The organism is Bordetella sputigena, assembly GCF_965137885.1.
GTDB classification, from domain to species: domain Bacteria; phylum Pseudomonadota; class Gammaproteobacteria; order Burkholderiales; family Burkholderiaceae_B; genus Bordetella_C; species Bordetella_C sputigena.
The window spans coordinates 524,820-543,818 of record NZ_CBCSCA010000003.1 but is presented as its reverse complement, the minus strand read 5'-3'; the positions used below and the strand labels follow the sequence as shown (position 1 = coordinate 543,818).

Annotated in this window: 23 protein-coding genes; 6 read left to right on the top strand and 17 right to left on the bottom strand. The window is 65.3% G+C overall.

Annotated features, from left to right (window positions below; translation table 11 throughout):
- Positions 1 to 242: 242 nt before the first annotated feature.
- On the top strand, positions 243 to 869 hold the full coding sequence (locus tag ACNA0R_RS08465; RefSeq protein ID WP_415825508.1) for a DJ-1/PfpI family protein: 627 nt from the start codon (positions 243 to 245) through the stop codon (positions 867 to 869).
- A 136-nt stretch (positions 870 to 1,005) separates the two neighbouring features.
- On the opposite strand, the gene ACNA0R_RS08460 is transcribed toward ACNA0R_RS08465, so the two are convergent.
- A complete protein-coding gene (locus ACNA0R_RS08460; protein ID WP_415825507.1) occupies positions 1,006 to 1,488 on the bottom strand; it encodes an RES family NAD+ phosphorylase in 483 nt (160 codons plus the stop codon).
- Positions 1,485 to 2,273 (bottom strand): antitoxin Xre/MbcA/ParS toxin-binding domain-containing protein, encoded by a 789-nt coding sequence (locus tag ACNA0R_RS08455; RefSeq protein ID WP_415825506.1) that lies wholly within the window; start codon positions 2,271 to 2,273, stop codon positions 1,485 to 1,487. Before ACNA0R_RS08455 ends, ACNA0R_RS08460 begins: the two co-directional genes overlap by 4 nt.
- A gap of 147 nt (positions 2,274 to 2,420) precedes the next feature.
- Here ACNA0R_RS08455 and ACNA0R_RS08450 point away from each other — a divergent pair, with 147 nt between their 5' ends.
- The gene (locus ACNA0R_RS08450; protein WP_415825505.1) at positions 2,421 to 2,717 is read left to right on the top strand and encodes a hypothetical protein; all 297 of its coding nucleotides are present in this window, start codon (positions 2,421 to 2,423) and stop codon (positions 2,715 to 2,717) included.
- Positions 2,718 to 2,831: 114 nt separating this feature from the next.
- On the opposite strand, the gene ACNA0R_RS08445 is transcribed toward ACNA0R_RS08450, so the two are convergent.
- Positions 2,832 to 3,188 carry a nuclear transport factor 2 family protein gene (locus ACNA0R_RS08445; RefSeq protein ID WP_415825504.1) on the bottom strand — a complete coding sequence of 119 codons (357 nt, stop codon included), beginning with the start codon at positions 3,186 to 3,188 and terminating at the stop codon, positions 2,832 to 2,834.
- Positions 3,189 to 3,314: 126 nt separating this feature from the next.
- Between ACNA0R_RS08445 and ACNA0R_RS08440 the strand changes: the two genes are divergently transcribed.
- On the top strand, positions 3,315 to 4,358 hold the full coding sequence (locus ACNA0R_RS08440; protein ID WP_415825503.1) for an alpha/beta hydrolase family protein: 1,044 nt from the start codon (positions 3,315 to 3,317) through the stop codon (positions 4,356 to 4,358).
- A gap of 7 nt (positions 4,359 to 4,365) precedes the next feature.
- On the opposite strand, the gene ACNA0R_RS08435 is transcribed toward ACNA0R_RS08440, so the two are convergent.
- The 9 genes from ACNA0R_RS08435 to gcvA form a co-directional block, all read right to left on the bottom strand.
- Complete coding sequence (locus tag ACNA0R_RS08435) at positions 4,366 to 5,085, bottom strand: GntR family transcriptional regulator (protein WP_415825502.1); 720 nt, start codon at positions 5,083 to 5,085, stop codon at positions 4,366 to 4,368.
- 9 nt (positions 5,086 to 5,094) lie between these two features.
- Positions 5,095 to 5,469, bottom strand: coding sequence for an oxalurate catabolism protein HpxZ (gene hpxZ, locus ACNA0R_RS08430; protein ID WP_415825501.1), 375 nt, complete (start codon positions 5,467 to 5,469; stop codon positions 5,095 to 5,097).
- Positions 5,469 to 6,890, bottom strand: a complete 1,422-nt coding sequence (locus tag ACNA0R_RS08425; RefSeq protein WP_415825500.1) for an AtzE family amidohydrolase — start codon at positions 6,888 to 6,890, stop codon at positions 5,469 to 5,471. The genes hpxZ and ACNA0R_RS08425 overlap by 1 nt, the downstream gene beginning before the upstream one ends.
- A complete protein-coding gene (locus ACNA0R_RS08420) occupies positions 6,887 to 7,108 on the bottom strand; it encodes a DUF4089 domain-containing protein (RefSeq protein ID WP_415825499.1) in 222 nt (73 codons plus the stop codon). Before ACNA0R_RS08420 ends, ACNA0R_RS08425 begins: the two co-directional genes overlap by 4 nt.
- Positions 7,105 to 7,926, bottom strand: coding sequence for an ABC transporter ATP-binding protein (locus ACNA0R_RS08415; protein WP_415825498.1), 822 nt, complete (start codon positions 7,924 to 7,926; stop codon positions 7,105 to 7,107). Before ACNA0R_RS08415 ends, ACNA0R_RS08420 begins: the two co-directional genes overlap by 4 nt.
- A gap of 6 nt (positions 7,927 to 7,932) precedes the next feature.
- Complete coding sequence (locus ACNA0R_RS08410; protein WP_415825497.1) at positions 7,933 to 8,775, bottom strand: ABC transporter permease; 843 nt, start codon at positions 8,773 to 8,775, stop codon at positions 7,933 to 7,935.
- A gap of 3 nt (positions 8,776 to 8,778) precedes the next feature.
- Entirely contained in the window at positions 8,779 to 9,795 is a 1,017-nt protein-coding gene (locus ACNA0R_RS08405) for an ABC transporter substrate-binding protein (RefSeq protein WP_415825496.1), read from the bottom strand.
- Between the two features lie 82 nt (positions 9,796 to 9,877).
- The gene (gene atzF / locus ACNA0R_RS08400) at positions 9,878 to 11,599 is read right to left on the bottom strand and encodes an allophanate hydrolase (protein ID WP_415825495.1); all 1,722 of its coding nucleotides are present in this window, start codon (positions 11,597 to 11,599) and stop codon (positions 9,878 to 9,880) included.
- A gap of 161 nt (positions 11,600 to 11,760) precedes the next feature.
- Positions 11,761 to 12,657 carry a transcriptional regulator GcvA gene (gcvA, locus tag ACNA0R_RS08395; RefSeq protein WP_415825494.1) on the bottom strand — a complete coding sequence of 299 codons (897 nt, stop codon included), beginning with the start codon at positions 12,655 to 12,657 and terminating at the stop codon, positions 11,761 to 11,763.
- Positions 12,658 to 12,756: 99 nt separating this feature from the next.
- Here gcvA and ACNA0R_RS08390 point away from each other — a divergent pair, with 99 nt between their 5' ends.
- Complete coding sequence (locus ACNA0R_RS08390; protein ID WP_415825565.1) at positions 12,757 to 13,659, top strand: EamA family transporter; 903 nt, start codon at positions 12,757 to 12,759, stop codon at positions 13,657 to 13,659.
- Here ACNA0R_RS08390 and ACNA0R_RS08385 read toward each other — a convergent pair.
- Positions 13,595 to 14,551, bottom strand: coding sequence for a LysR substrate-binding domain-containing protein (locus ACNA0R_RS08385; protein WP_415825493.1), 957 nt, complete (start codon positions 14,549 to 14,551; stop codon positions 13,595 to 13,597). The two genes, ACNA0R_RS08390 and ACNA0R_RS08385, sit on opposite strands and share 65 nt — an antisense overlap.
- Before the next feature lie 128 nt (positions 14,552 to 14,679).
- On the opposite strand from ACNA0R_RS08385, the gene argH reads away from it, so the two are divergent.
- Together argH and ACNA0R_RS08375 are read left to right on the top strand one after the other, a co-directional pair.
- Positions 14,680 to 16,206, top strand: a complete 1,527-nt coding sequence (gene argH, locus ACNA0R_RS08380; RefSeq protein WP_415825492.1) for an argininosuccinate lyase — start codon at positions 14,680 to 14,682, stop codon at positions 16,204 to 16,206.
- A 32-nt stretch (positions 16,207 to 16,238) separates the two neighbouring features.
- Positions 16,239 to 17,201 carry a Bug family tripartite tricarboxylate transporter substrate binding protein gene (locus ACNA0R_RS08375; RefSeq protein ID WP_415825491.1) on the top strand — a complete coding sequence of 321 codons (963 nt, stop codon included), beginning with the start codon at positions 16,239 to 16,241 and terminating at the stop codon, positions 17,199 to 17,201.
- Between the two features lie 31 nt (positions 17,202 to 17,232).
- Here ACNA0R_RS08375 and ACNA0R_RS08370 read toward each other — a convergent pair whose 3' ends face one another.
- The 4 genes from ACNA0R_RS08370 to ACNA0R_RS08355 form a co-directional block, all read right to left on the bottom strand.
- The gene (locus ACNA0R_RS08370; RefSeq protein WP_415825490.1) at positions 17,233 to 17,409 is read right to left on the bottom strand and encodes a hypothetical protein; all 177 of its coding nucleotides are present in this window, start codon (positions 17,407 to 17,409) and stop codon (positions 17,233 to 17,235) included.
- Positions 17,410 to 17,463: 54 nt separating this feature from the next.
- Positions 17,464 to 17,724 carry a hypothetical protein gene (locus ACNA0R_RS08365; protein ID WP_415825489.1) on the bottom strand — a complete coding sequence of 87 codons (261 nt, stop codon included), beginning with the start codon at positions 17,722 to 17,724 and terminating at the stop codon, positions 17,464 to 17,466.
- Positions 17,725 to 17,871: 147 nt separating this feature from the next.
- Positions 17,872 to 18,216 carry a DUF2322 family protein gene (locus tag ACNA0R_RS08360; RefSeq protein WP_415825488.1) on the bottom strand — a complete coding sequence of 115 codons (345 nt, stop codon included), beginning with the start codon at positions 18,214 to 18,216 and terminating at the stop codon, positions 17,872 to 17,874.
- A gap of 138 nt (positions 18,217 to 18,354) precedes the next feature.
- Positions 18,355 to 18,969: an FMN-dependent NADH-azoreductase gene (locus ACNA0R_RS08355; RefSeq protein ID WP_415825487.1), complete on the bottom strand. Its 615-nt coding sequence runs from the start codon at positions 18,967 to 18,969 to the stop codon at positions 18,355 to 18,357.
- Positions 18,970 to 18,999 lie beyond the last annotated feature (30 nt).

Sequence of the window (18,999 nt, the reverse complement as noted above, 5' to 3'; positions counted from 1 at the left end):
CAATGCGTGTGCCAGTTTTCTCGCCCTGGCGTGTGAGCCACCATGCCGGATAAAAAGCTGCCGGTCGCCACTGTCGCACGCCAAAAACGCGCGTTTTGGCACGGATATGGTGCGTTCTCCAAGGCCCATAACGGTGCTTCGGCCGCTAAGTCGGCGATGTTGGCGGTCGCTGGGTTGGCTCTTATAATGGTTTCCCAATAGAAAACATCATTGACAGGGGAACGTCCCCGAAAGGCGTCGCCATGGAGCTCAGTTTCCTGCTTTATCCGGGCGTGGAACCCATCGACCTGGCCGCGGTCGGGGCGATATCCATGGCCAAACGGGTCATTCCGGAAGTTTCCTATCAGACGCTCTCGCTACGGGAGGGGCCGGTCGTCCTGGCCAACGGCCTGACCGTATGTCCGGATCGATCGGTCGCGGACGTGCGGCAGCCGGACGTCTTGCTCGTGCCCGGCGGCCCGGGCTGGCGGGCCGCCGCGGCCGATGCGGAGATGCTGTCCTTCATCCGTCGTATACATGGAACATGCACCCTGGCTTCAGCCTGCACCGGCGCCATGATCCTGGCGGCCGCCGGCGTGCTCGATGGCCGTCGCGCGACGACCAAGGTCCAGGTCGTGCCACCGGAGCAGGCCCCGCTGGACGAGTTGTCCGCGGCCCATCCCGCCATCGTCCCTGAACATGCCTTGCTCGTGGACGAAGGCGATGTCATCACCGGCGGCGGCGTCACCTTGTGCATAGACCTGGTCCTTTACCTGCTGGCCCGGCGCTACGGCGCCCCCGCCGCCGCCGAAGTCGCCCGCATCATGGAGTACGACGCCGCCCACGTCGCCAATCGATCCCGGCTGCCGATCGTGTGCTCAAAAGTGTAAATGGCAGGATCATGCATGCCGACCTGACGGTTGGCTTGCCCATACGCTGAGCCCTTTGAGTCTGTTATTCGAAGCGACTGGTGAGGTGAGATCGAGCGCTTCCTACGGCGAAAGAAATGCTCGCTGCGTTACCGGATTAAAGCTTCGCCCAAACGCGTAGGTCGTAAACCCACTTTCTAACTTTTCGGGAGGTGATGTCAGCCGCGGCTGGGTGCGTGGGATTAATAAGTACGTTCAATTCCTCCGGGACGATTACCGAAGGTACACACATTAATGGCGAGGAATTCTTGCGGCACCACTCGTCTCCGGCGTCTAAACTGACGCGGCCTGGTGGAATGGCGTCCCACCCGATATTTTTTGTGACGTCCAATTCCTTTCTTGTGTCCCACAACTTATCTGGGACGTTAATTTCGACGAGGTACCGGTTCAACGGCAAAGTGATCGCGCCGAGATGTACCATCGTCTCAAGACATGCGAGAGATCGAGAGGTCGCTGTGTATATCATGGGTGTCCCTTGCCTGTTCCAGCGGCCACCAGTTTTCTTCGCTCCTAGCCCTTGCATATCGTCCGCGGTATAACTTGGTGCATCGGTTGCAATCCGCCAAAGCGTCACCGTCATGCGTAGGCTCCGCTTTGCATTTGGGCTAGTAACTGCGATACGACTTCCTGGCCTCGTACAGTGTCCATGAGCTCGGCCGGTCTCTTTCCCCCCAGCGCGTGGTTCGGTTGAAACAGCCAATCTTTGGTCCATTGAGCAGCATCGAATCCGTCCGGGTCACCAGATTCCATGACCATGGTTTCCACCTGTCCAATCAACTTCATCAGGCCGACAAGCAATTCCCCTTGGTTGAGGTCCAATTGACCTTTCGCGCGAATCTTTCGAGATATAGTTGTTCTTGGCAATCCAAGTAGCGTGGTGATCTGATCTTGGGATGCGTGCAAGCGCTTGGCGACGAGCGGTAGCATCCCTGCTTGAACGCCGCTTTTAATGTACGTAACCAGCTCCATGCTTCCCGCACGGTACAAATCCTTCATATCCAGATGAGAGCGGGCGAAAGCACCACGGTCGATTGCGGCTTGGACGGCAGCCTCATTGTTCTTTACCTGCAGTGCTCTATACAGGCTAACAGCGTGTTCCTTTGCTTCGGCTAGCGGGATCTTCAGCATAGAACCGACTTCTCGTATTCCATAACCTCTGGACAGCAGCACGAGAACTTCGTATTGACGCGGGGTGATCTTCAACAGACGGGCCCCTTCTTGGATGGGCCTGGCGGATACCTGAGCTTTCTCTTCGATCGTATCCTCATCGTCCTGGTTGGCTCCGTATGCAGTCACGGCAGCATGCCCTACGAGAGCGATATGCGATGACCGTTTCCGACCCTTCCCGGCGTGATAGGTGGTCATGATTAACCTCCAAATGAGCCTTTATTTTATCTCATTTGGCCACCAGGCTGCGCCGACAGGAGTGTGGCATGCAAGCCGCGCGGTTGTTCCTGGAGGACGGCCAGGACTACTATGGCACCACATCATCCCGCTTCAAAGGAGTCGAACATGGCTGAGGACCGGATAGCAGCGGAAAAGCGCATAGACATCGCGCTCGCGAAGGGCCGGGAGCGTTTGCTGGCCGCGGAGCCCGAGCTGGCGCGCAACGCGGACGCCCGGGCCACCGCGAAGGCCGGAGCGTCGAGCGAGCGGCGCATGGAGCTTTACGAAGCGGAGATCGAGCAGGAGATCACCGACTATGCGCAATCCCAGGGCGTCGATGAATTGGACCTGCTGCTGCGGCTGAGCGTCGATTCCGAGGACGAGGCGCGCGAGCTGATCGCGCTGCGGCGATCCTTGCAGTAAACCCGCGGCGTGGTGGACGCGGCCACGCTGGCATCGGCCTGCGCCCCGACGATGCCTTCATCGCCGCCCATCCGCTGATCGAAGGTCCCTGCTACGTTTAGGCCAACGCCGGGCTCAGCGTGGCCCACCCAGCGCGAACGAGGCCCGCTGGATCAGGCCGTCCTCGACCTCGTAGACGCATAGCATTTCCATGGTGCCGATGCCGTGTGGGAAGTTGCGCGTGACCAGTTCGAGGTCCGTGACGAAGTTCCCCATAACGGTGCGCGTCAGCAGGCGGGCGTGCAGGTCCGGCTCGTTGAACCGGGTCGCGAAGCGCTCTCGCATGGCGTCGCGGCCTTTCGCCAACAGCGCACCGTGCAGGGCATACTGTTCCGCGTCGGGGGCGTAAGCCTGGAGCAGGGCTTCCAGGTCCTTGGCGTTGTAGGCGTCCAGCTGCTTCTGAACGACGGAGGCGGGGCTTTCCTGGGTCATGATGAACGTCGGCAGGTTGTCAGGTTCCGTAGCGTACTCTGTTCGCGCGACGGCATGTGCCGTCCGCCTCGCCATGGCGCGCCGGGAGCGCCGGCGTTGATTCCAATTATTAGAACGAGACGAACGATGACCGGACGATTTTCCCTTGCGCTGCGGACTTGCGCGCTGGCGCTGTTCACGGCTAACGCGGCGGTGGCCGCGACCATGGGCGGGCCTTTGCGTATCGCGGATATGGGCAGTTTCTTCGTAGGCGGCCGCATTATCGAAACGGAGTACCCTGGTTCTTTCCCGGCGGGCCGGGTGCCCAATGGCAAGATCGCGGTCGACCAGATGTACGTCAGCTACGTCATCCCCGATCATGCCAGGAAGACGCCTATCGTGCTGGTCCCCGGCGGCGGTCTTACCGGCGCCGAATACGAAACCACACCCGACGGACGGGAAGGCTGGGCGACGTATTTTGCCCGCAAGGGGTATCCCGTCTATGTCGTGGACACGCCGGGCCGCGGCCGCGCCGGCTTCGATGCGACTTCCATCGTCGAAGCCAAGGAAAAGAAGGATCCCGGCGTCCTGCCGTCCGGGCTGTTCACTGCCACGGGCGAATTCGCCTGGACCAATTTCCGCTTCGGTCCACGGTTCGGCACCCCGTTCCCTGACACGCAGTTCCCGGTCGCGGCGATCGCTGCTTTCGCCGCGCAAGGGGTGCCGAACTCGGAAGCCATGCTGACCGGCGGCGGGCCGAAGACGGCGCCCGTCGCGCTGGCGGCCTTGCTGGACAAGATCGGGCCGTCCATCGTGCTGGTGCACTCCCTGTCCGGCCCCTACGCCGATGCGCTGGTGGGACTCCGTCCCAAGCTGGTCAAAGCCGTGGTCGACATCGAAGGCGCGCAATACATCGTTCCCACCGATGCGCAGATCGCAGCCTACAAGGGCATTCCGGACCTGGAGCTGTTCGGCGATCACCTGGATGCCCAGGCGATCACGGGCGCCGTCAGGATGCGTGGCCGCCAGGCCGTCGTCGACAGGATCAACCAGCAGCCGGGCGGCAAGGCGAAGCTCGTGACGCTGCCCAGCGTGGGCATCCACGGGAACTCGCACATGATGATGCAGGACAAGAACAATCAGGCAGTGGCGGACTACATCCTGAAGTGGCTGTCAGCGCATGTGAAGTAGGCCGCGTTCAGCCCGTCGTATGCGCCTGCCGCGCCAGATAGATCTCGTGCAGCGTGATCTTGCGGACCTCAGCTTGACTCGCGGCGATGTGCGCGACCAGCAGGCGGCAAGCTTCGTCGGCGCGTTGGGCGAGCACGGCGCGCAGGATGCGCCCGTGTTCTTCGTAGGTGGCATCCACGCGCGGCCGCTTGGTGAAATCGAGGCGACGGATGATGCGTATGCGTTCGGTAACCTCGCGATGTACGCGGGCGATTTCGGCGTTGCCGGCGGCCTGTACCAGCGTGCAATGGAAGGCCTCGTCCCACACGCCGACCTGCGCCATGTCGGTGTTGCGGGCTTCCGGCGCAACCAGCCAGATGTCCCCCAGGTCATCCAGCAGTTGCCTGTCGATGTGCGGCGCGCCGCTGCACAGGCGCCTTACCGCTTCCGATTCCAGCACCTGACGCAGGTCGTACAGCTGTTCGAACTGCTCGAAGTCGAAGGGCAGGACGCGCCAGCCGCTGCGGAACAGCACTTCCACGAAGCCTTCCTGCTGCAGGCGGAACAGGGCCTGGCGCACGGGCGTACGGGAAACGCCCAGCCTGTCGCTGATCTCGCCTTCGGTGAAGCGATCGCCAGGCACCAGCCGGAACTCGGCAATGTCATGCTTGAGCAGCTGATAGACATCATCGGCGCGCGTCACGCGCGGCGCCTTGCGTGGGAGATCGGCAACGCTATTCACGGGCATCCGGGGCGGTCACGCCATCAGGCTGACGTGGGCGGACACCACGCGCCAGCCTTCCGGCGTGCGCAGCCAGGTCTGGCTCTGGCGCCCGATGCGCGGCGACCCCGCGCGGCGGAACTCGATATTGGCGGTGGCGAAATCACGGCCATACGTCGTAATGACCGTCCGCAGTACCTCGCGCGCCAGCCCTTGCGCGGGCCGGCCGGCGCGAAACTCGCGGATCTCGTCATAGCCGTACAGATTCTCCGTCGCGCCGTAGCGCAAGGTGTGCGGGCTGTTCCAGAACAACTCGTCCAGCACGGCCACGTCGTTGCTCGTCAACGCTTTTTCGTAGCGGGCGAACTGCGTCTGCACTTCGGCCAGCACGTCCGGCAAATTGATGTCCATCAGGATCCTTCCTGGAAATGCGGGTGACGGATGCCGGCAATGCCGGCCTGTTCGAGCGCCATCGCCGCGCGCAGCGCGATATCTTCGCGCCATGGCGCCGCGATGAGTTGTACACCGATCGGCATGCCTTGTGTGCCGTCCGGCCACATGGGGGCCACCGCCACGGGACACCCCGCGAACGAGATCGGCTGGGTCAGCAGGCCCATGGCGGGACGGCATGGATGCGTAACACCATTGATGTCCAGCCATTCGGTGCCGATGGCAGGCGCGGCCACCGGCGTGGCCGGCGCCAGCAGCAGATCCCAATCCTGGAAAAGCGCCAGAACCCGTTCCCGGTACTGGCGGCGGAAGCGGTGCGCGCGCGCTACCCAGTGCGCGGGCTGCAGCGCGCCGGCGATGAAGCGGTCCACCGACAGGGGTTCGAAGTCGGCCGCACGCCGCCGCAATTCGGGCAGGTGCAGGCTGCCGCCTTCCGACGCGGTGATCATGAAGGCCGCGGCGCGCGCCAGCGCCGCGTCCGGCCATTCCACCGTGCGGGTGGCGCCGAGGACTTCCGCCGCGGCGGCGACCGCGGCGCGCGCGGAGGCGGTCGCGTTGCTATCGAAGTAGCCACCCAGAACGCCGATGCGCAGGCCTTGCGTGCCCAGTCCCAGGCCCGGTTGTACCGCCTGCACGGCCTTCGCATGGCAGCCGGGATCCTGCGCGTCCGGATACTGCACGGCGTCATACACGCGTGCCAGCAGCGCGGCGGAATCCGCGAACGGGCCCAGGTGGTCGATGCTGTGCACGAAGGGAAAGGTGCCGCGCCGCGAGAGCCGGCCGAAGGTCGGCTTCAGCCCCCAGACGCCGCATAGGGATGCCGGTACGCGTATCGATCCGTTGGTGTCCGACCCCAGCGCTACGGGGACCTGACCGGCGGCGACCGCCGCGCCCGATCCGCCCGATGAGCCGCCCGCGATGCGCGATCGGTCATGCGGGTTGCACGTGGGGCCGTAGTGGGTATTTTCGGTGGTGAAGCCGTAGGCGTATTCGTCCATGTTCAGTGCGCCGACCAGCACCGCGCCGGCCGCGCGCAGGCGCTGCACGAGGACCGCGTCGGCCGTCGCGGGCGCATTGTCGCGGTTCACCTTGGAACCTGCCAGGGTGACCTCGCCTTCGATATCGAACAGGTTCTTCACGGCGTAGGGCAGGCCCGCCAGCGGTGGCAAGGGGTGCCCGGCGGCACGCATAGCATCCACCGCATCGGCTTCCGCGCGCGCTCGCTCCAGGGTACGCATGGTGAAGGCATTGATCCTGCCATCGGTGGCCTCGATACGCGACAGGCATCGCTCCAGCCATTCACGCGCCGAGGTTTCGCCGCGTGCGATGGCTTGCAGGCCGGCGATGCCACCCGGCATGGCGTTCGCTTGCGCCGGCTTCATGGCAGCGTCTCCGGAAACGGCGCCGGGCAGAACAAAGCGGCCGGCTCGTCGGCGACGTCCATGGGCACGTCGTCGAGCAGGCGCGCCATATCGGCGGTGCGCGCCAGATAGACCGCCACACGGGCGGCCTGTGCCGGCTCCATGGGCAGGTCCAGCAGCGCGGCGCTGGCATGCACATAGGCCAGTGCGGTTTCTTCCGGGGTGGGGGACTGGCTCATCGGCGTACCTCGCGTTGGAAAATTTCCAGGCTCTCTTTTTTCGCGGCGACAAAGCTGGGCTGCGAAAGCGTTTCAACCGTGCGCGGCCGTGTGTCGGTGTAATCGAGGATCTCGGCCACGCGGGTGGGCCGCTTGGTCAGGAGCAGGATCTGGTCCGCGAGGTATACGGCCTCTTCGAGATCATGCGACACCAGCAGCATGGTGGTGCCGGTCTGCATGAAGACTTCCTGCAGCTTCTCGCGGATGAACAGCGTCATCTCGAAGTCCAGCGCCGAGAACGGCTCATCCAGGAACAGCACTTCCGGACGCGGCGCGAGCGCGCGCATGATGGATGCCGTCTGCTGCTGGCCGCCGGACAGTTCATACGGATAGCGCTTCAGGTCGAACTTGACGTCGAAGGATTCGATCAGTTCTTCCATGCGGCGATCGACTTCGGCCTTGCTCTTGCCTTCCAGCAGCAGCGGATAGGCGATGTTGTCGATCGTGCGCATCCACGGAAACAGCGCCTCCCGATAGTTCTGAAAGACGTAGCCGATGCGCGTGTCGCGCAGCGACTTGCCGTCGAACAGGATCTCCCCGCGATCCACGGGGATCAGGCCGGCGATCATGTTGATCAGCGTGCTCTTGCCGCAGCCGTTGGGGCCGAAGACCGAAACGATCTTGCCCTTGGGGATGTCCAGGTCGAAGTTTTCATACAAGGGCCAGCCGGCGAAATACTTGGTCAGGCCTCGGATGGTGATATGGGTGCCGGCCGGGCCGGGCTGGAAACGCGGCGGCGGCACGTCGGCATACGCGGGGATATTCAGGACCGTGCTCATGGCGTTCTACCTTCCGCTCCAGTGGACCACGCGGCGTTCCAGCAGCAGGAACAGGATGTTCAGCACGTAACCCAGCGCGCCCGCGCTCAGGATGGCCGCGTACATGGTCTTGACGTTGAGTACCTGCTGGGCGTCGATGATGGCGTGGCCCAGGCCGTTCTCCGAGCCGATGAACATCTCCGCGACGATGACGATGACCAGCGCCATGGATACCGCCGAACGCAGCCCGACGAAGCTGGGCTGCAGGCTTTCCCAGATCAGCACATCCTTGAAAATGCGCCAGCGCGACGCGCCCATGACGCGGGCGGCCATCACGCGCTGCTTGCGGGCGTTGATGACGCCATAGGCGCTGTTGAACACCACGATCAGGAAAGCGCCGAAAGCGGCGATCGCCACCTTGTTGATGTCCGAGACACCGAAGATCAGCAGGAATAGCGGGATCAGGGCGGACGACGGCGTGGAGCGGAAGAAGTCGACCAGGAATTCGACCGTGCGGTATGCGCGTTCGTTGCTGCCGAGCAGCACGCCCAGCGGCATGCCGACGACGGCCGCGATGACGAAGGCCTGCAAGGTCCGGCTGACCGTGACCAGGAAGTCGGTCAGCAAGGGCCCGCCGGCCAGCCCCGTGGCCAGCGCCACCAGCGTATCGGCCGGACTGGGCAGCAATATGGGCTTGATGAAGCCGGCGCGTACCACCAGGTCCCAGATGATGAACAGTACGATCGGCCCGACGAAGGGCAACATGCGTTCGCGCAACGGTGTGCGCGGCGCCGCGTCCGCGGACGCCGGCGGCGACCAGGCGGCCGCGGGCGTTCCCGCGGCGGCGGGTGTGGAAGTAGCCTCATCCATCGCTTACCCCTTGTAGATCAAAGGCGCCACGTCGACCTTCTTCGAGAAGATGTTCTTCTCGGTGAACAGGTCATAGAACTTCTGGAAGTACTGCACATCGCTCTGCTGGAATTCGTCGTACATCATGTATGCCGCCAGCGGCACTTCGGTGGTCAGGGGACCTTCGATGGCGGTATAGCCCTTCATGTACTGGCGCGCATCGCCGGGCTGCTTGCGCACGAACTCCACGCCGCGCCGGTAGGCCGCGATGAACTTCTTTGCTCCGTCGGGATGCTTCTGGATGAAGTCGGTGGTCAGGCTGGCCGCGCCGCCATGCCAGGGCGCCATGGGGTCGCCCAGGATGTAGTGCGCGACCACGCCGGCCTCCAGTACCCTCGTGGTGCCGTTCAAGCGGCCCACCGTGCCGGTCGGTTCGAGCGTATAGCACCCGTCCACCTGTCCCGTGGCGACGGCGGCGACGTGCTGGCCGATAGGCAGTTCGATGACCGTGGCGCCGGTCGCGCCCGCGCGCTCCAGCATGGTCTTGGCCAGCGTAACGTTCTGGATGCCGGGGCCGGACGCGATCTTCTTGCCTTTGAGTTCGGCCGCCGATTTGATCGGGCTATCCTTGGCCACCAGGAATTCTTCCAGCACGTTGCGCGCATTGCTGGGGTTGGTGCAGAAGATCTTGAACAGGCCGGGCTGGGCGATCTCGCCGATTGCCAGGTTGGCCGAGCCAGTGCCGTTGGCGCTGCCGTCGCAGCGCCCCGCCAGCATGGCCTCCATCACCTGCTGCGCGCCGGCGAACTTCAGGGCCTCGACGTCCAGGCCGGCATCCTTGAAGTAGCCTTGTTCCACCGCGGCAAAGAAAGGCAGGCCCGCGGCGACCGGCCAGAAGCCGATGCGGATCTTCGGCGTCGCTTGCGCGCGCACGATGGCCGGCATGGCCAGTATGCCGGCGGCCGCGGCGCCGTTGCGCAGCAGACGCCGCCGATGGCCATTCACCGGTGCGACGGCAGGCTTGGAATTTGTATTGCGCATGACGGATTCCCCTGAATGAGTGGTGGTCGGTAGAAGGCGATGAACGATAGGCGCCGCTCGCTTCGCGCCGGCGCCGGCCGCGTCAAGCTGAAGACTGGGCGCGCGCCGCCATATACGCGCGCCAGCCGCCATAGGCGCTGACATCCTGGGCATCCGAGAACGCATGGTCCTCGCACACGAAGCCATGCACCCAGCGTCCGTCGGCCAGCTCCAGGCTGCCCAGGGCCAGGGGCGATGGAATCAATGCCAGGAAACCGCCTACCGCCGCCAATGGCACGTTCCAGACCTCGACGGCGACGGCGACGCCATCGCCGGCCACGCGGCGCAATCCGGGCTTGGCGGGGACCGTGCCTTTCAAGGCATACAGGCGATAGCAGGGCGCGGTGGTCGTGGCTTCGGCCAGGACGGCGCCGCGTTCGATCAATTGGCCATTCAGCGGCATCCCGGTCAAATGCGCGCCGACGACGGCCAGCGGCAGATGGGTGGCCGGCGTGGGTTGCAGCGCGGCAATGGGACGGGGCGCGGGCAACGGCAGGCCTGTCGCTCCCTGCGCCAGCCCGGTCGCATGGTGGAAGCGCTGTCCCACATCGGCCAGCTGCCAATCGCTGCCGGCCGGGCCGATCAGCGTAATGCCGAAGGGCAGCCCGTCGCCGCGCATGCAGGCCGGCACCGCCAACGCCGCATAATCGAGCAGGTTGACGAAGTTGGTGTAGTAGCCCAGTTCGCGATTGCGCGCGACCGGCTCGGCCTGCATCGCCGCGATGGTGCAGTGGGTCGGCGCCGTGGGCACGCATAGCAGGTCGATGTCCGCCCACATGGCGTCGGCGCGCTGCGCCAGCGCCTGCAGGCGATGCTGCGCCCGGTATAGATCGGCGGCGCTGTAATCGCGTCCCGCCGCGATGATGTCGCGCACCGGCTGGATGACCGCATCGGCATGCGCGTCGAAGAACTCGCGAACGGCTTCGTATCGTTCGGCGACCAGCGCGCTGTCGTACAGCATGGCGGCAGCCTCGGCCAGCGGCGCGTAGTCGATGGGAACGATGGTGCCGCCCAGGTCCTGTAGTTGCCGGATGGCCTGTTGCCAGGCCTCCTGCGACAGCGGGTCGCCGAAGCATTCCATGCGGGCCGGGACGCCGATGCGCGGGTGCGCCGGGAGCGGTGTGGTTTTCATCGGCAGCCGGCGCGAATAGGGGTCGCGGGCATCATGGCCGGCGGCGGCCTCCAGCACCTGGACCGCGGTCGCCACGGTGCGCGCCAGTATGGATACACAGTCCACGCTGCGCGCCGCCGGGAATACGCCGTGTGCGGGAATCAGCCCGCGGCTGGGCTTCAGCCCCACGATATTGTTCAGCCCCGCCGGCACTCGGCCGGAGCCCGCGGTATCGGTGCCCAGCGCGAAGTCCGTTTCGCCCGTCGCCACCACGTAGGCCGAACCGGAACTGGAGCCGCCGCTGATGTACGCCGGATCGAAGGCGTTGGGTACGGCGCCGTAAGGCGACCGCGTGCCGTTCAGCCCGCAGGCGAATTGGTCCAGGTTGGTTTTGCCGGTCAATACGGCGCCGGCTTGCAGCAGGCGTTCGACCACGCTGGCGTGGGCGGACGGCACGTAGGCGAAGTCGGGGCAGGCGGCGGTGGTGGGTTGGCCCGCGACGTCGATATTGTCCTTGACGGCGAAACGCAGGCCGGACAGCGGTCCCTCGTGCGCCGCGCCCGGCGGCTGCGCGAAGCGGCTTATCCAGGCGGAGTCCGGGGACGCGGGCGTCGGTTCTGGCGCGTCTGAATAGACGGGGTGGGCTTCGGGCATGGCGACCTTGTCGTGTGGAAATATCCAAACTTGTGTACAAGATCAAAGCAAAGCCCATGCCAATTTCCCACCCCTGGGGAGAGCGCGGCCTTCTCGTCCGGTATGCACCTGAACGCAGCATCCCTGGCACCGAGGCCGTGCGACGCACAGCGACGGTGCGCTCAACGCGCGGCGGACATGCCCTCCGCTTCGAGCCAGTCGCGGAACCGCAGCACCAGGTCCTCTTCGGCCTTGGCCTCCGGGACGTAGCTGCAATAGCTGCGCGAGGGCAGCCGCGGGGTGGCGAACGGCGCGACCAGGCGGCCGGCGGCAAGGTCGGCCGCCACCAGCGCGACCGGACCCATGGCGATCCCCACGCCATCGATCGCTGCCTGCAGGGTCAGATAGAAGTGATCGAAGGTCAGCGCCGCGGCCGGTTGCAGCGCCTGCGCGCCGGCGCGCGCCAGCCAATCCGGCCACAGGCGCGGCAGGCTGGAGGTGTGCAGCAGCGTATGCCTGCGCAGGTCGCGCGGCTCCCTCAGGGGGAGCGCCCGCGGCAGCGCCGGGCTGCAGACGGGCAGTCTTTCCTCCGCCAGGAAAGGCCGCATCACGTAGCCGTAGAAGGTATCCGGCCCGCCCCGGATGATGATGTCGTAGCCGTCCTTGAGGCTTTCCACCGGCTCGTTCGACGTCTCCACTTTCACGTCGACGTCGGGGTGGGCGGCGCGGAATGCCGCCAGCCTGGGCACCAGCCAACGCAGCGTGAACGTCGCGGACGCGTTCACCGACAGCGTGCGCGGCAGCGCTTCCGGCACGCCGTAGTCGGCCGTGGCTTGGACCAACTGCTGGAAGAGCGGGCCGATTTTCTTCAGGTAGGCCTGGGCGGCCGGTGTCAGCACGATGCGGCGATTGTGCCGTTCGAACAGCGCCGCCTGCAGCCAGGTTTCCAGCAGGCGGATCTGCTGGCTGACCGCGCCCTGCGTGACGTGCAGCTCCTCGGCGGCGGCCTTGAAGCTGCCTAGCCGCCCGGCGGCCTCGAAGACGCGCAAGGCATGCAGTGGGGGAAGCGGTCGGGACATTCGGATTAGAAAAACTATGGTGAAAACGCAAATTAACTCGGTTGTCGCCCTCGGACAAGATAGATAACTTTACGGCTTCAAGCAAAAGGGACCTCGATGATGTTCGGCTATACCGGCGGAGCCGTGTTGCTGGCGGCCTTGCTGCATGCCAGCTGGAATGCGATGCTGCATGGCAATCGCGACCGCCTGCTGTCCATGGCCTGGATGAGTATCGCGATCGCCGCGGTGTCCACGGCGGTTGCCGCATCCGCGCCCTTGCCGAATATCGCCGCGTGGCCGTACATCGTCGCGTCGGGTCTGATCCACGTCGTCTACAACGCCAGCCTGGTCTACTCATATCGCCGCGGCGATCTGACGCAGGCCTATCCGATCGCCCGCGGTTCGTCGCCGCTGCTGGTGACGCTGGGCGCGGCGGTCTTCGCGCACGAAGAGATCGGCCCCTTGCGCCTGCTGGGCATCGTCATGGTGTCGGGCGGCATCATCGCGCTGGCCTTGCCGCGAAGGGCGTATGCCGCCAGCGCCCGCAAGAGCGGCGCCGTGGGCGACCGCGCCGGCGAGCCCGTACGCGGGCCGCGCATCGCTTTGCTCGCCGCCTTCGCAACGGGCGCGCTGATTGCCGTCTACACCGTGATCGACGGCATAGGCGTGCGGCTGTCGGACGGCCAGGCCTTGCGCTATATCGCCTGGATGTTCCTGTTCTATTGGCTGACGCCCTTGCTGTTCATCGCCACGCGCGGCGTGCGGGCCCTGGTCGAGCCGGTGCGGGCGGCGCCATCGGCGATCTTCTCGTCGATTGCCGGCGGCCTGGTATCGATAGGCGCCTACGGCATCGTCATCTGGGCAATGCAGTGGGGCGAGATGGGCGCCGTATCGGCGCTGCGCGAAACCAGTGTGGTGTTCGCGCTGCTGATAGGCCGCGCCTTTCTGGGCGAAACCGTCAGCGGCCAGCGCTGGATCGCCTGCCTGGTGGTGGCCGCCGGGGCGATCTGCCTGGGGCTTTGAGCCCGCCCGTGCCGCCGAGCTCGCCGAATACTTCACGCACGCATTCGGCCATACGGCTTGCCAGGACATTGACGGGAAAGTGGTGCGACGTGACCGCGTAGCTGGGGAATTCCACCTTCTCCGAAAACGCGATTTCCCGCAGTCCGGAAGCGCGCAGCGCCCGCGACACGATAGGGTTGACGATAGAGACGCCCAGTCCTTTCGCGACCATGGTGCATATGGTCGTGGCATAAGGCGTTTCGATGGAAAGGATCCGTTCGTCGTTGGGGAAGTGGCGATCTATCGATGCGCGGTTGAAGCTGCCCGCGGGAAGCGAAATGAACGCTTCGTCCTTGAAATCGGCGGGTTTCAGTAGTTTCTTGCGGGCCAGCCGGTGTTCGCTGGCGACCACCCCGACGCCGTGGGCGAGGTTGATGCGCTCGTAGTGCAAGGCCGGGACATCGGTATGGATGGAAGTGAAGCCGATGTCGCAATAACCGGTGGCGACCCATTTCGCGACGACGTCGGAGCCCCCGGTATTGACGACCACCGGGATGTCGGAGCATCTCTGCCTGAACAGCCGCATCGCGTCGGGCATCACGCACTGCGTGATGGACCCGACCGCGCCGATTCTCAGCATGCCCGTGCCGCGCCGCCGTATGGAGCTGGCGCTGTCGTTCAGCGATTCGAGTCCGATGAACGCGCGTTCGACGTCGGCATAGAAGGCCTCGGCTTCCGGCGTCGGAATCAGCCGGGTTCCCACGCGCTGGAACAGGACAAAGCCCAGGGTTTTTTCCAGGATGGCGATCCAGCGGCTCACATTGGGCTGCGACGTGTGCAGCAAGCCGGCCGCCGTGGTCATGGAGCGCGTCATCATCACCGCGCGAAAGGCTTCCACCTGTTTGAAGTTCATTGCCTGGTCCCGTCGTTCAAGCGCCGGGGCAGCATATCATTTTTGTATAAGAAGCCATAAATATCTGATTTGACGTATTTGACGCCGCGCGCCGAGACTAACCGTTCTACAGCCTCGACGTGACGCAAATGGAATCCAAAGTCAGCAGCCGCCTCAAACAACCCTTGGCCGACGAGGTCATCCAATACATCTTCCTGCCCCGTCTGAACCGTGAGTTCTTCGCGAACTTCGAGATGCTCAACGAAATCAATCTTGCCCATCTGTGGATGCTGCACGATCGGGGAATCCTGGACGACGAGACTGCGGTGACGCTGGCCCGGGCGCTGTTGCGGATGCAGGCGGATGGCCCGGACGCCGTCGAACTGGATCCCGCGCGCGAAGAAGCCTACTTCAATTACGAAGCTCACCTGATCAAGCTGGTGGGGCAGGATGTGGGCGGCCGCCTGCATACCGCGCGCAGCCGCAACGATATCGGCGCGACCATAGACCGCATCCGCGCACGCGGCTTCGCCGTGCGCATCGGCAAGGCCTTGATCGGCGTCGCCCGGGCCGCCGTGTCGCAGGCGGGCCGATATGCGCATTACGTGATGCCGGGCTATACGCATATGCAGGCGGCGCAGCCCATTACCTACGGCTACTACCTGTCCGCGCTGGTGGATGCATGGTCCCGCGATATTGACAGAGTGCTGCAGGCGCTGCACAGGGCGGATGCTTCCCCCCTGGGGGCGTGCGCGCTGGCGGGCACATCTTTTCCCATCGACCGCCACGCGACCAGCGCGCTGCTGGGTTTCAGTCGCCCGATGGACAACGCGCTGGACGGCGTGGCGTCGCGAGATTTCGCGCTGGAGTTGAGCGCCGCGCTGTCCATCATGATGATCACGTGCAGCCGGATGGTGCAGGACTTCTATATCTGGTCCACGCCCGAGTTCGGCTACCTGTCGTTTCCGGATAGCGTTGCCAGCACGTCGAGCATCATGCCGCAAAAGAAAAATCCGGCCGTGCTGGAGTTCCTGAGGGGCAAAACAGGCCACCTGATCGGTTTGACCACCGCGGCCTTTTCGACGGTGAAGTCCACCCATTTCACGCATTCTGGCGACAGCAGCCGTGAAAGCACCCGCACCTGCTGGGAGGCCTGCGAGGAAGCGCTCAAGGCCCTGGAATTGGTGCGGCTGCTGGTGGAGCAGGTCGAGCCGGATCAGGCCCGCATGGCCGCCCGGGCGGCGCGGGACTTTTCCACCGTCACCGATCTGGCCGATCTGCTGGTGCGCGAGGCGAATACGTCTTTTCGAGATGCGCACCACATCATCGGCGCGGTCGTGCGCGACGCGCTGGAACGCGCGCTACCGGCCGGCGACATCACGCCGGCCATGATATGCGCGGCCGCCGAACGACAACTTGGCCGATCCATATCGCTGCAGGAGGACGCTATCCGCGCCTGCCTGGACCCGATCCGCAACGTGGCAGCGCGATTGTCGTATGGCGGTCCCGCGCCGGCCTCGGTGCTGCGGCGCATTGAAGCGCAGTCCCTGTCGCTGGCCGCGCAAGAACAGGCCATGGACGCGGCGGTGCAAGGGGCCGACACGTCGCGCGCCCTGCTGCGCGAGCGCGTCCGGCAACTGGTTTCGAGCGGCGGCGGGACGCCGCTCCATCCGTAGATTCGCTAATCGATCATTCAAGGGGAATAAACATGCGAAGACTCATGGCCGCGGCCGCGATCGCGATGGGCATATGCCTGAACGCCACGGCGCAGACGTATCCCAGCCGGCCCGTCACATTGGTAGTGCCGTTCGCGCCGGGCGGCACCGTGAACCTGATGGGCCGCCTGCTGGCCACGCGCTTATCGGAAGTGCTGGGTCAACCGGTGATCGTGGAGAACAAGCCGGGCGCGGGCGGCAGCATAGGCGCGAATTTCGTCGCCAAGGCGGCGCCCGATGGATATACGCTTCTGCTGGCGACGATGGGTCAACAGTCCATCCAGCCCTTGCTATCCAAGGACCTTCCCTATGATCCCGCCAGGGACTTTGCGCCGGTCGCCTTGTTCTCCACCGTGCCCAATGTATTGGCCGTCGCCGCCAGCACGCCGGCCAGGACCGTGGCCGAACTGGTCGACTACGCCCGGCGGAATCCCGGCAAGCTCAATATGGCGTCGGCCGGAATCGGCTCGGTCAATCACTTGACCGGCGAGCTCTTCATGCTGCGTTCCGGCGTGCAATTCGCGCACGTTCCCTATCGCGGCGCCGGCCCGGCAACCGCCGATCTGTTGTCCGGCCAGGTGCAGATACTGTTCGCGAATCTACCCAACGTGCTGCCTTACATCAAGGCCGGACAACTGCGCGTGCTGGCGGTCGCCAGCGAAACGCGCAGCCCCGCGTTGCCGGATGTCCCGACGCTGGCGGAGGCCGGCGTCAAGGATGCCGTGGTCGAGTCCTGGTATGGCGTGATGGCGCCGGCGCGCACCAGCCCGGAGGTCATACGCAAGCTGCAGGACACCATCATCGCGATCGCGAAAGAAAAAGCGATGATCGCGCATCTGGCGGATCAGGGAGCGCTGCCGTATCCCGGAACCAGCGCGGACCTCGCGAAGCTGTCCGAACAGGAAACCAGGCGTTGGACTGGCATCATCCAGGGCGCGCATATCCAGGCGAACTGAGGATAGCGGCGCGGGCATCCGGCCCGCGCTTTCACGCCTTGCCGCCGTCTTCCTCTTCTTCCTCATCGTTATCGCGCGAACCCAGGCGGCCGTCGCTGGGGTTGTACTCATCGCGCGGCGGTACGTCGCGCGGGACGTCATGCCGGTCTTCCTTCAAGCGATCGACGGTGTGGGGGGCGAGAGGGCTGCTGCCTTGTTGCGGGGCCATGGTGAGTCTCCTGTCAGGACCGTGCCGTTGCGCCGCTGCGGCGCCGGCGCGCGGTCATGCCGTTTCGTCGTCGGGCGAACGGCGCAGCGTGCCGCGCTTGTTGTGGCGGCCGGTGTCGGGCGGCGTGGGGTTCTGCGTGGCGTTCGGTTCCCCGGCGCGCGCATCCTGCTCAGCCGCGGCGGTGGCGCGGTCGAACAGCGGTGTGTCCTGGGGCTCCGCGCCGGGCGGATGATCCATGTCGGGGCGCGGGTCGGAACGATCGGCCTTCTTGGAAGGCCGGGGCGCGCCCTGGTTCGGGTCGGGATAGGGAAGCATGCGGACTCCTTGTAAGTGCCGGGGGCGGATGCCACCCCCTTGCCTTACAGGCCGCAATCGTTGTGCCGGCCCGCCGTGCCTGCCGGCCGGCGCCCCGCCGGAATCGCGCGCGGCGCCGGCTGGCGCGTCGTGCCGCTGGCGCGGCCGCTATTGCTGAGCCGGTATGACCTCGATGCGCAGGGCGCCGGCGCCCTCGACGATGGCCAGCAGCCGGTCCACATTGGGATGCGCTCCCGGCCGGTTGCGGGCATCGGCGGTGTGTTCCGCGAATACGGCCAGGCCATGCTCCGCCGCCTTGGCGTCCAACGTGCCGCAGGCGCGCGCCAGGTAGTGATAGACGGCCAGGGAGCCCTGCTTGCCGGGCTGGTTCTCGATGGTCCCCGCCACCTTGCCGTTGGCGTCGATCAGGTCGATGCGCGCGATGGCCGTAATGGGCGGGAGCTGCAGCAGGTTGTCCTTGAAGACCGGGCCGGGCTGTATGGTTGAAAGCATGGTTCCTTCCTGAGTGCTTTGCGGCCCGACATGTTATCCGAGGACACTCCGCGGGCGCCTCGTCGCTTGCACCGGCGCTTGCCGGACCGGCCGCCTGCGCCGCCTTGGCCCGGCCCCCCTCAGGGCCATGCCCGGTGCTCAAGCGAGCGCCGGTTCGCCCACATGCGCTTCGATCTGCGCGCGGGCGCTTTCCAGCCCGGCGGCGGCGGACTCCTCGCCCATGTTCAGCCCTTCGGCGTGGATGAAGGTGACGTCTTCCATGCCCAGGAAAGCCAGGACGATCTTCAGGTAGGAGGTCGCCTGGTCCAGCTCCGTGCCCACCGTCTTGCCGCCGCGCGCGGTCACCACGTAGACCTTCTTGCCGGTCAGCAGGCCTTGCGGCTTGCCGTCGACGTATTTGAAGGTGACGCCGGCGCGGGCGATGTAATCGATATAGGTCTTCAGCTGGGCCGGAACGTTGAAGTTGTAGACGGGCGCGGCGATGACCACGCGGTCGGCCTGAATAATCTCGGCGATCAGTTCGTCGGCGAGCGCCGCCGCTTGGGCCTGCTCCGCCGAACGCTGGTCGGCGGGCGTGAACAGCGCGCCCAGGTGGCCTGCATCCACGTAGGGCAGCGGCTGCGCGCCCAGATCGCGGGTGTGGATGGTCACCCCCGGGTCCGCCTCGGCGAGCCGGTTGACCAGTTGGTCCGCGACCTGGCGCGACTTCGAGTTGCTGCCCAGGATGGAGGAATGGATGACGAGCATGTTCATGGCGGGTGTCCTTGAAGGTGGTCTGCGATG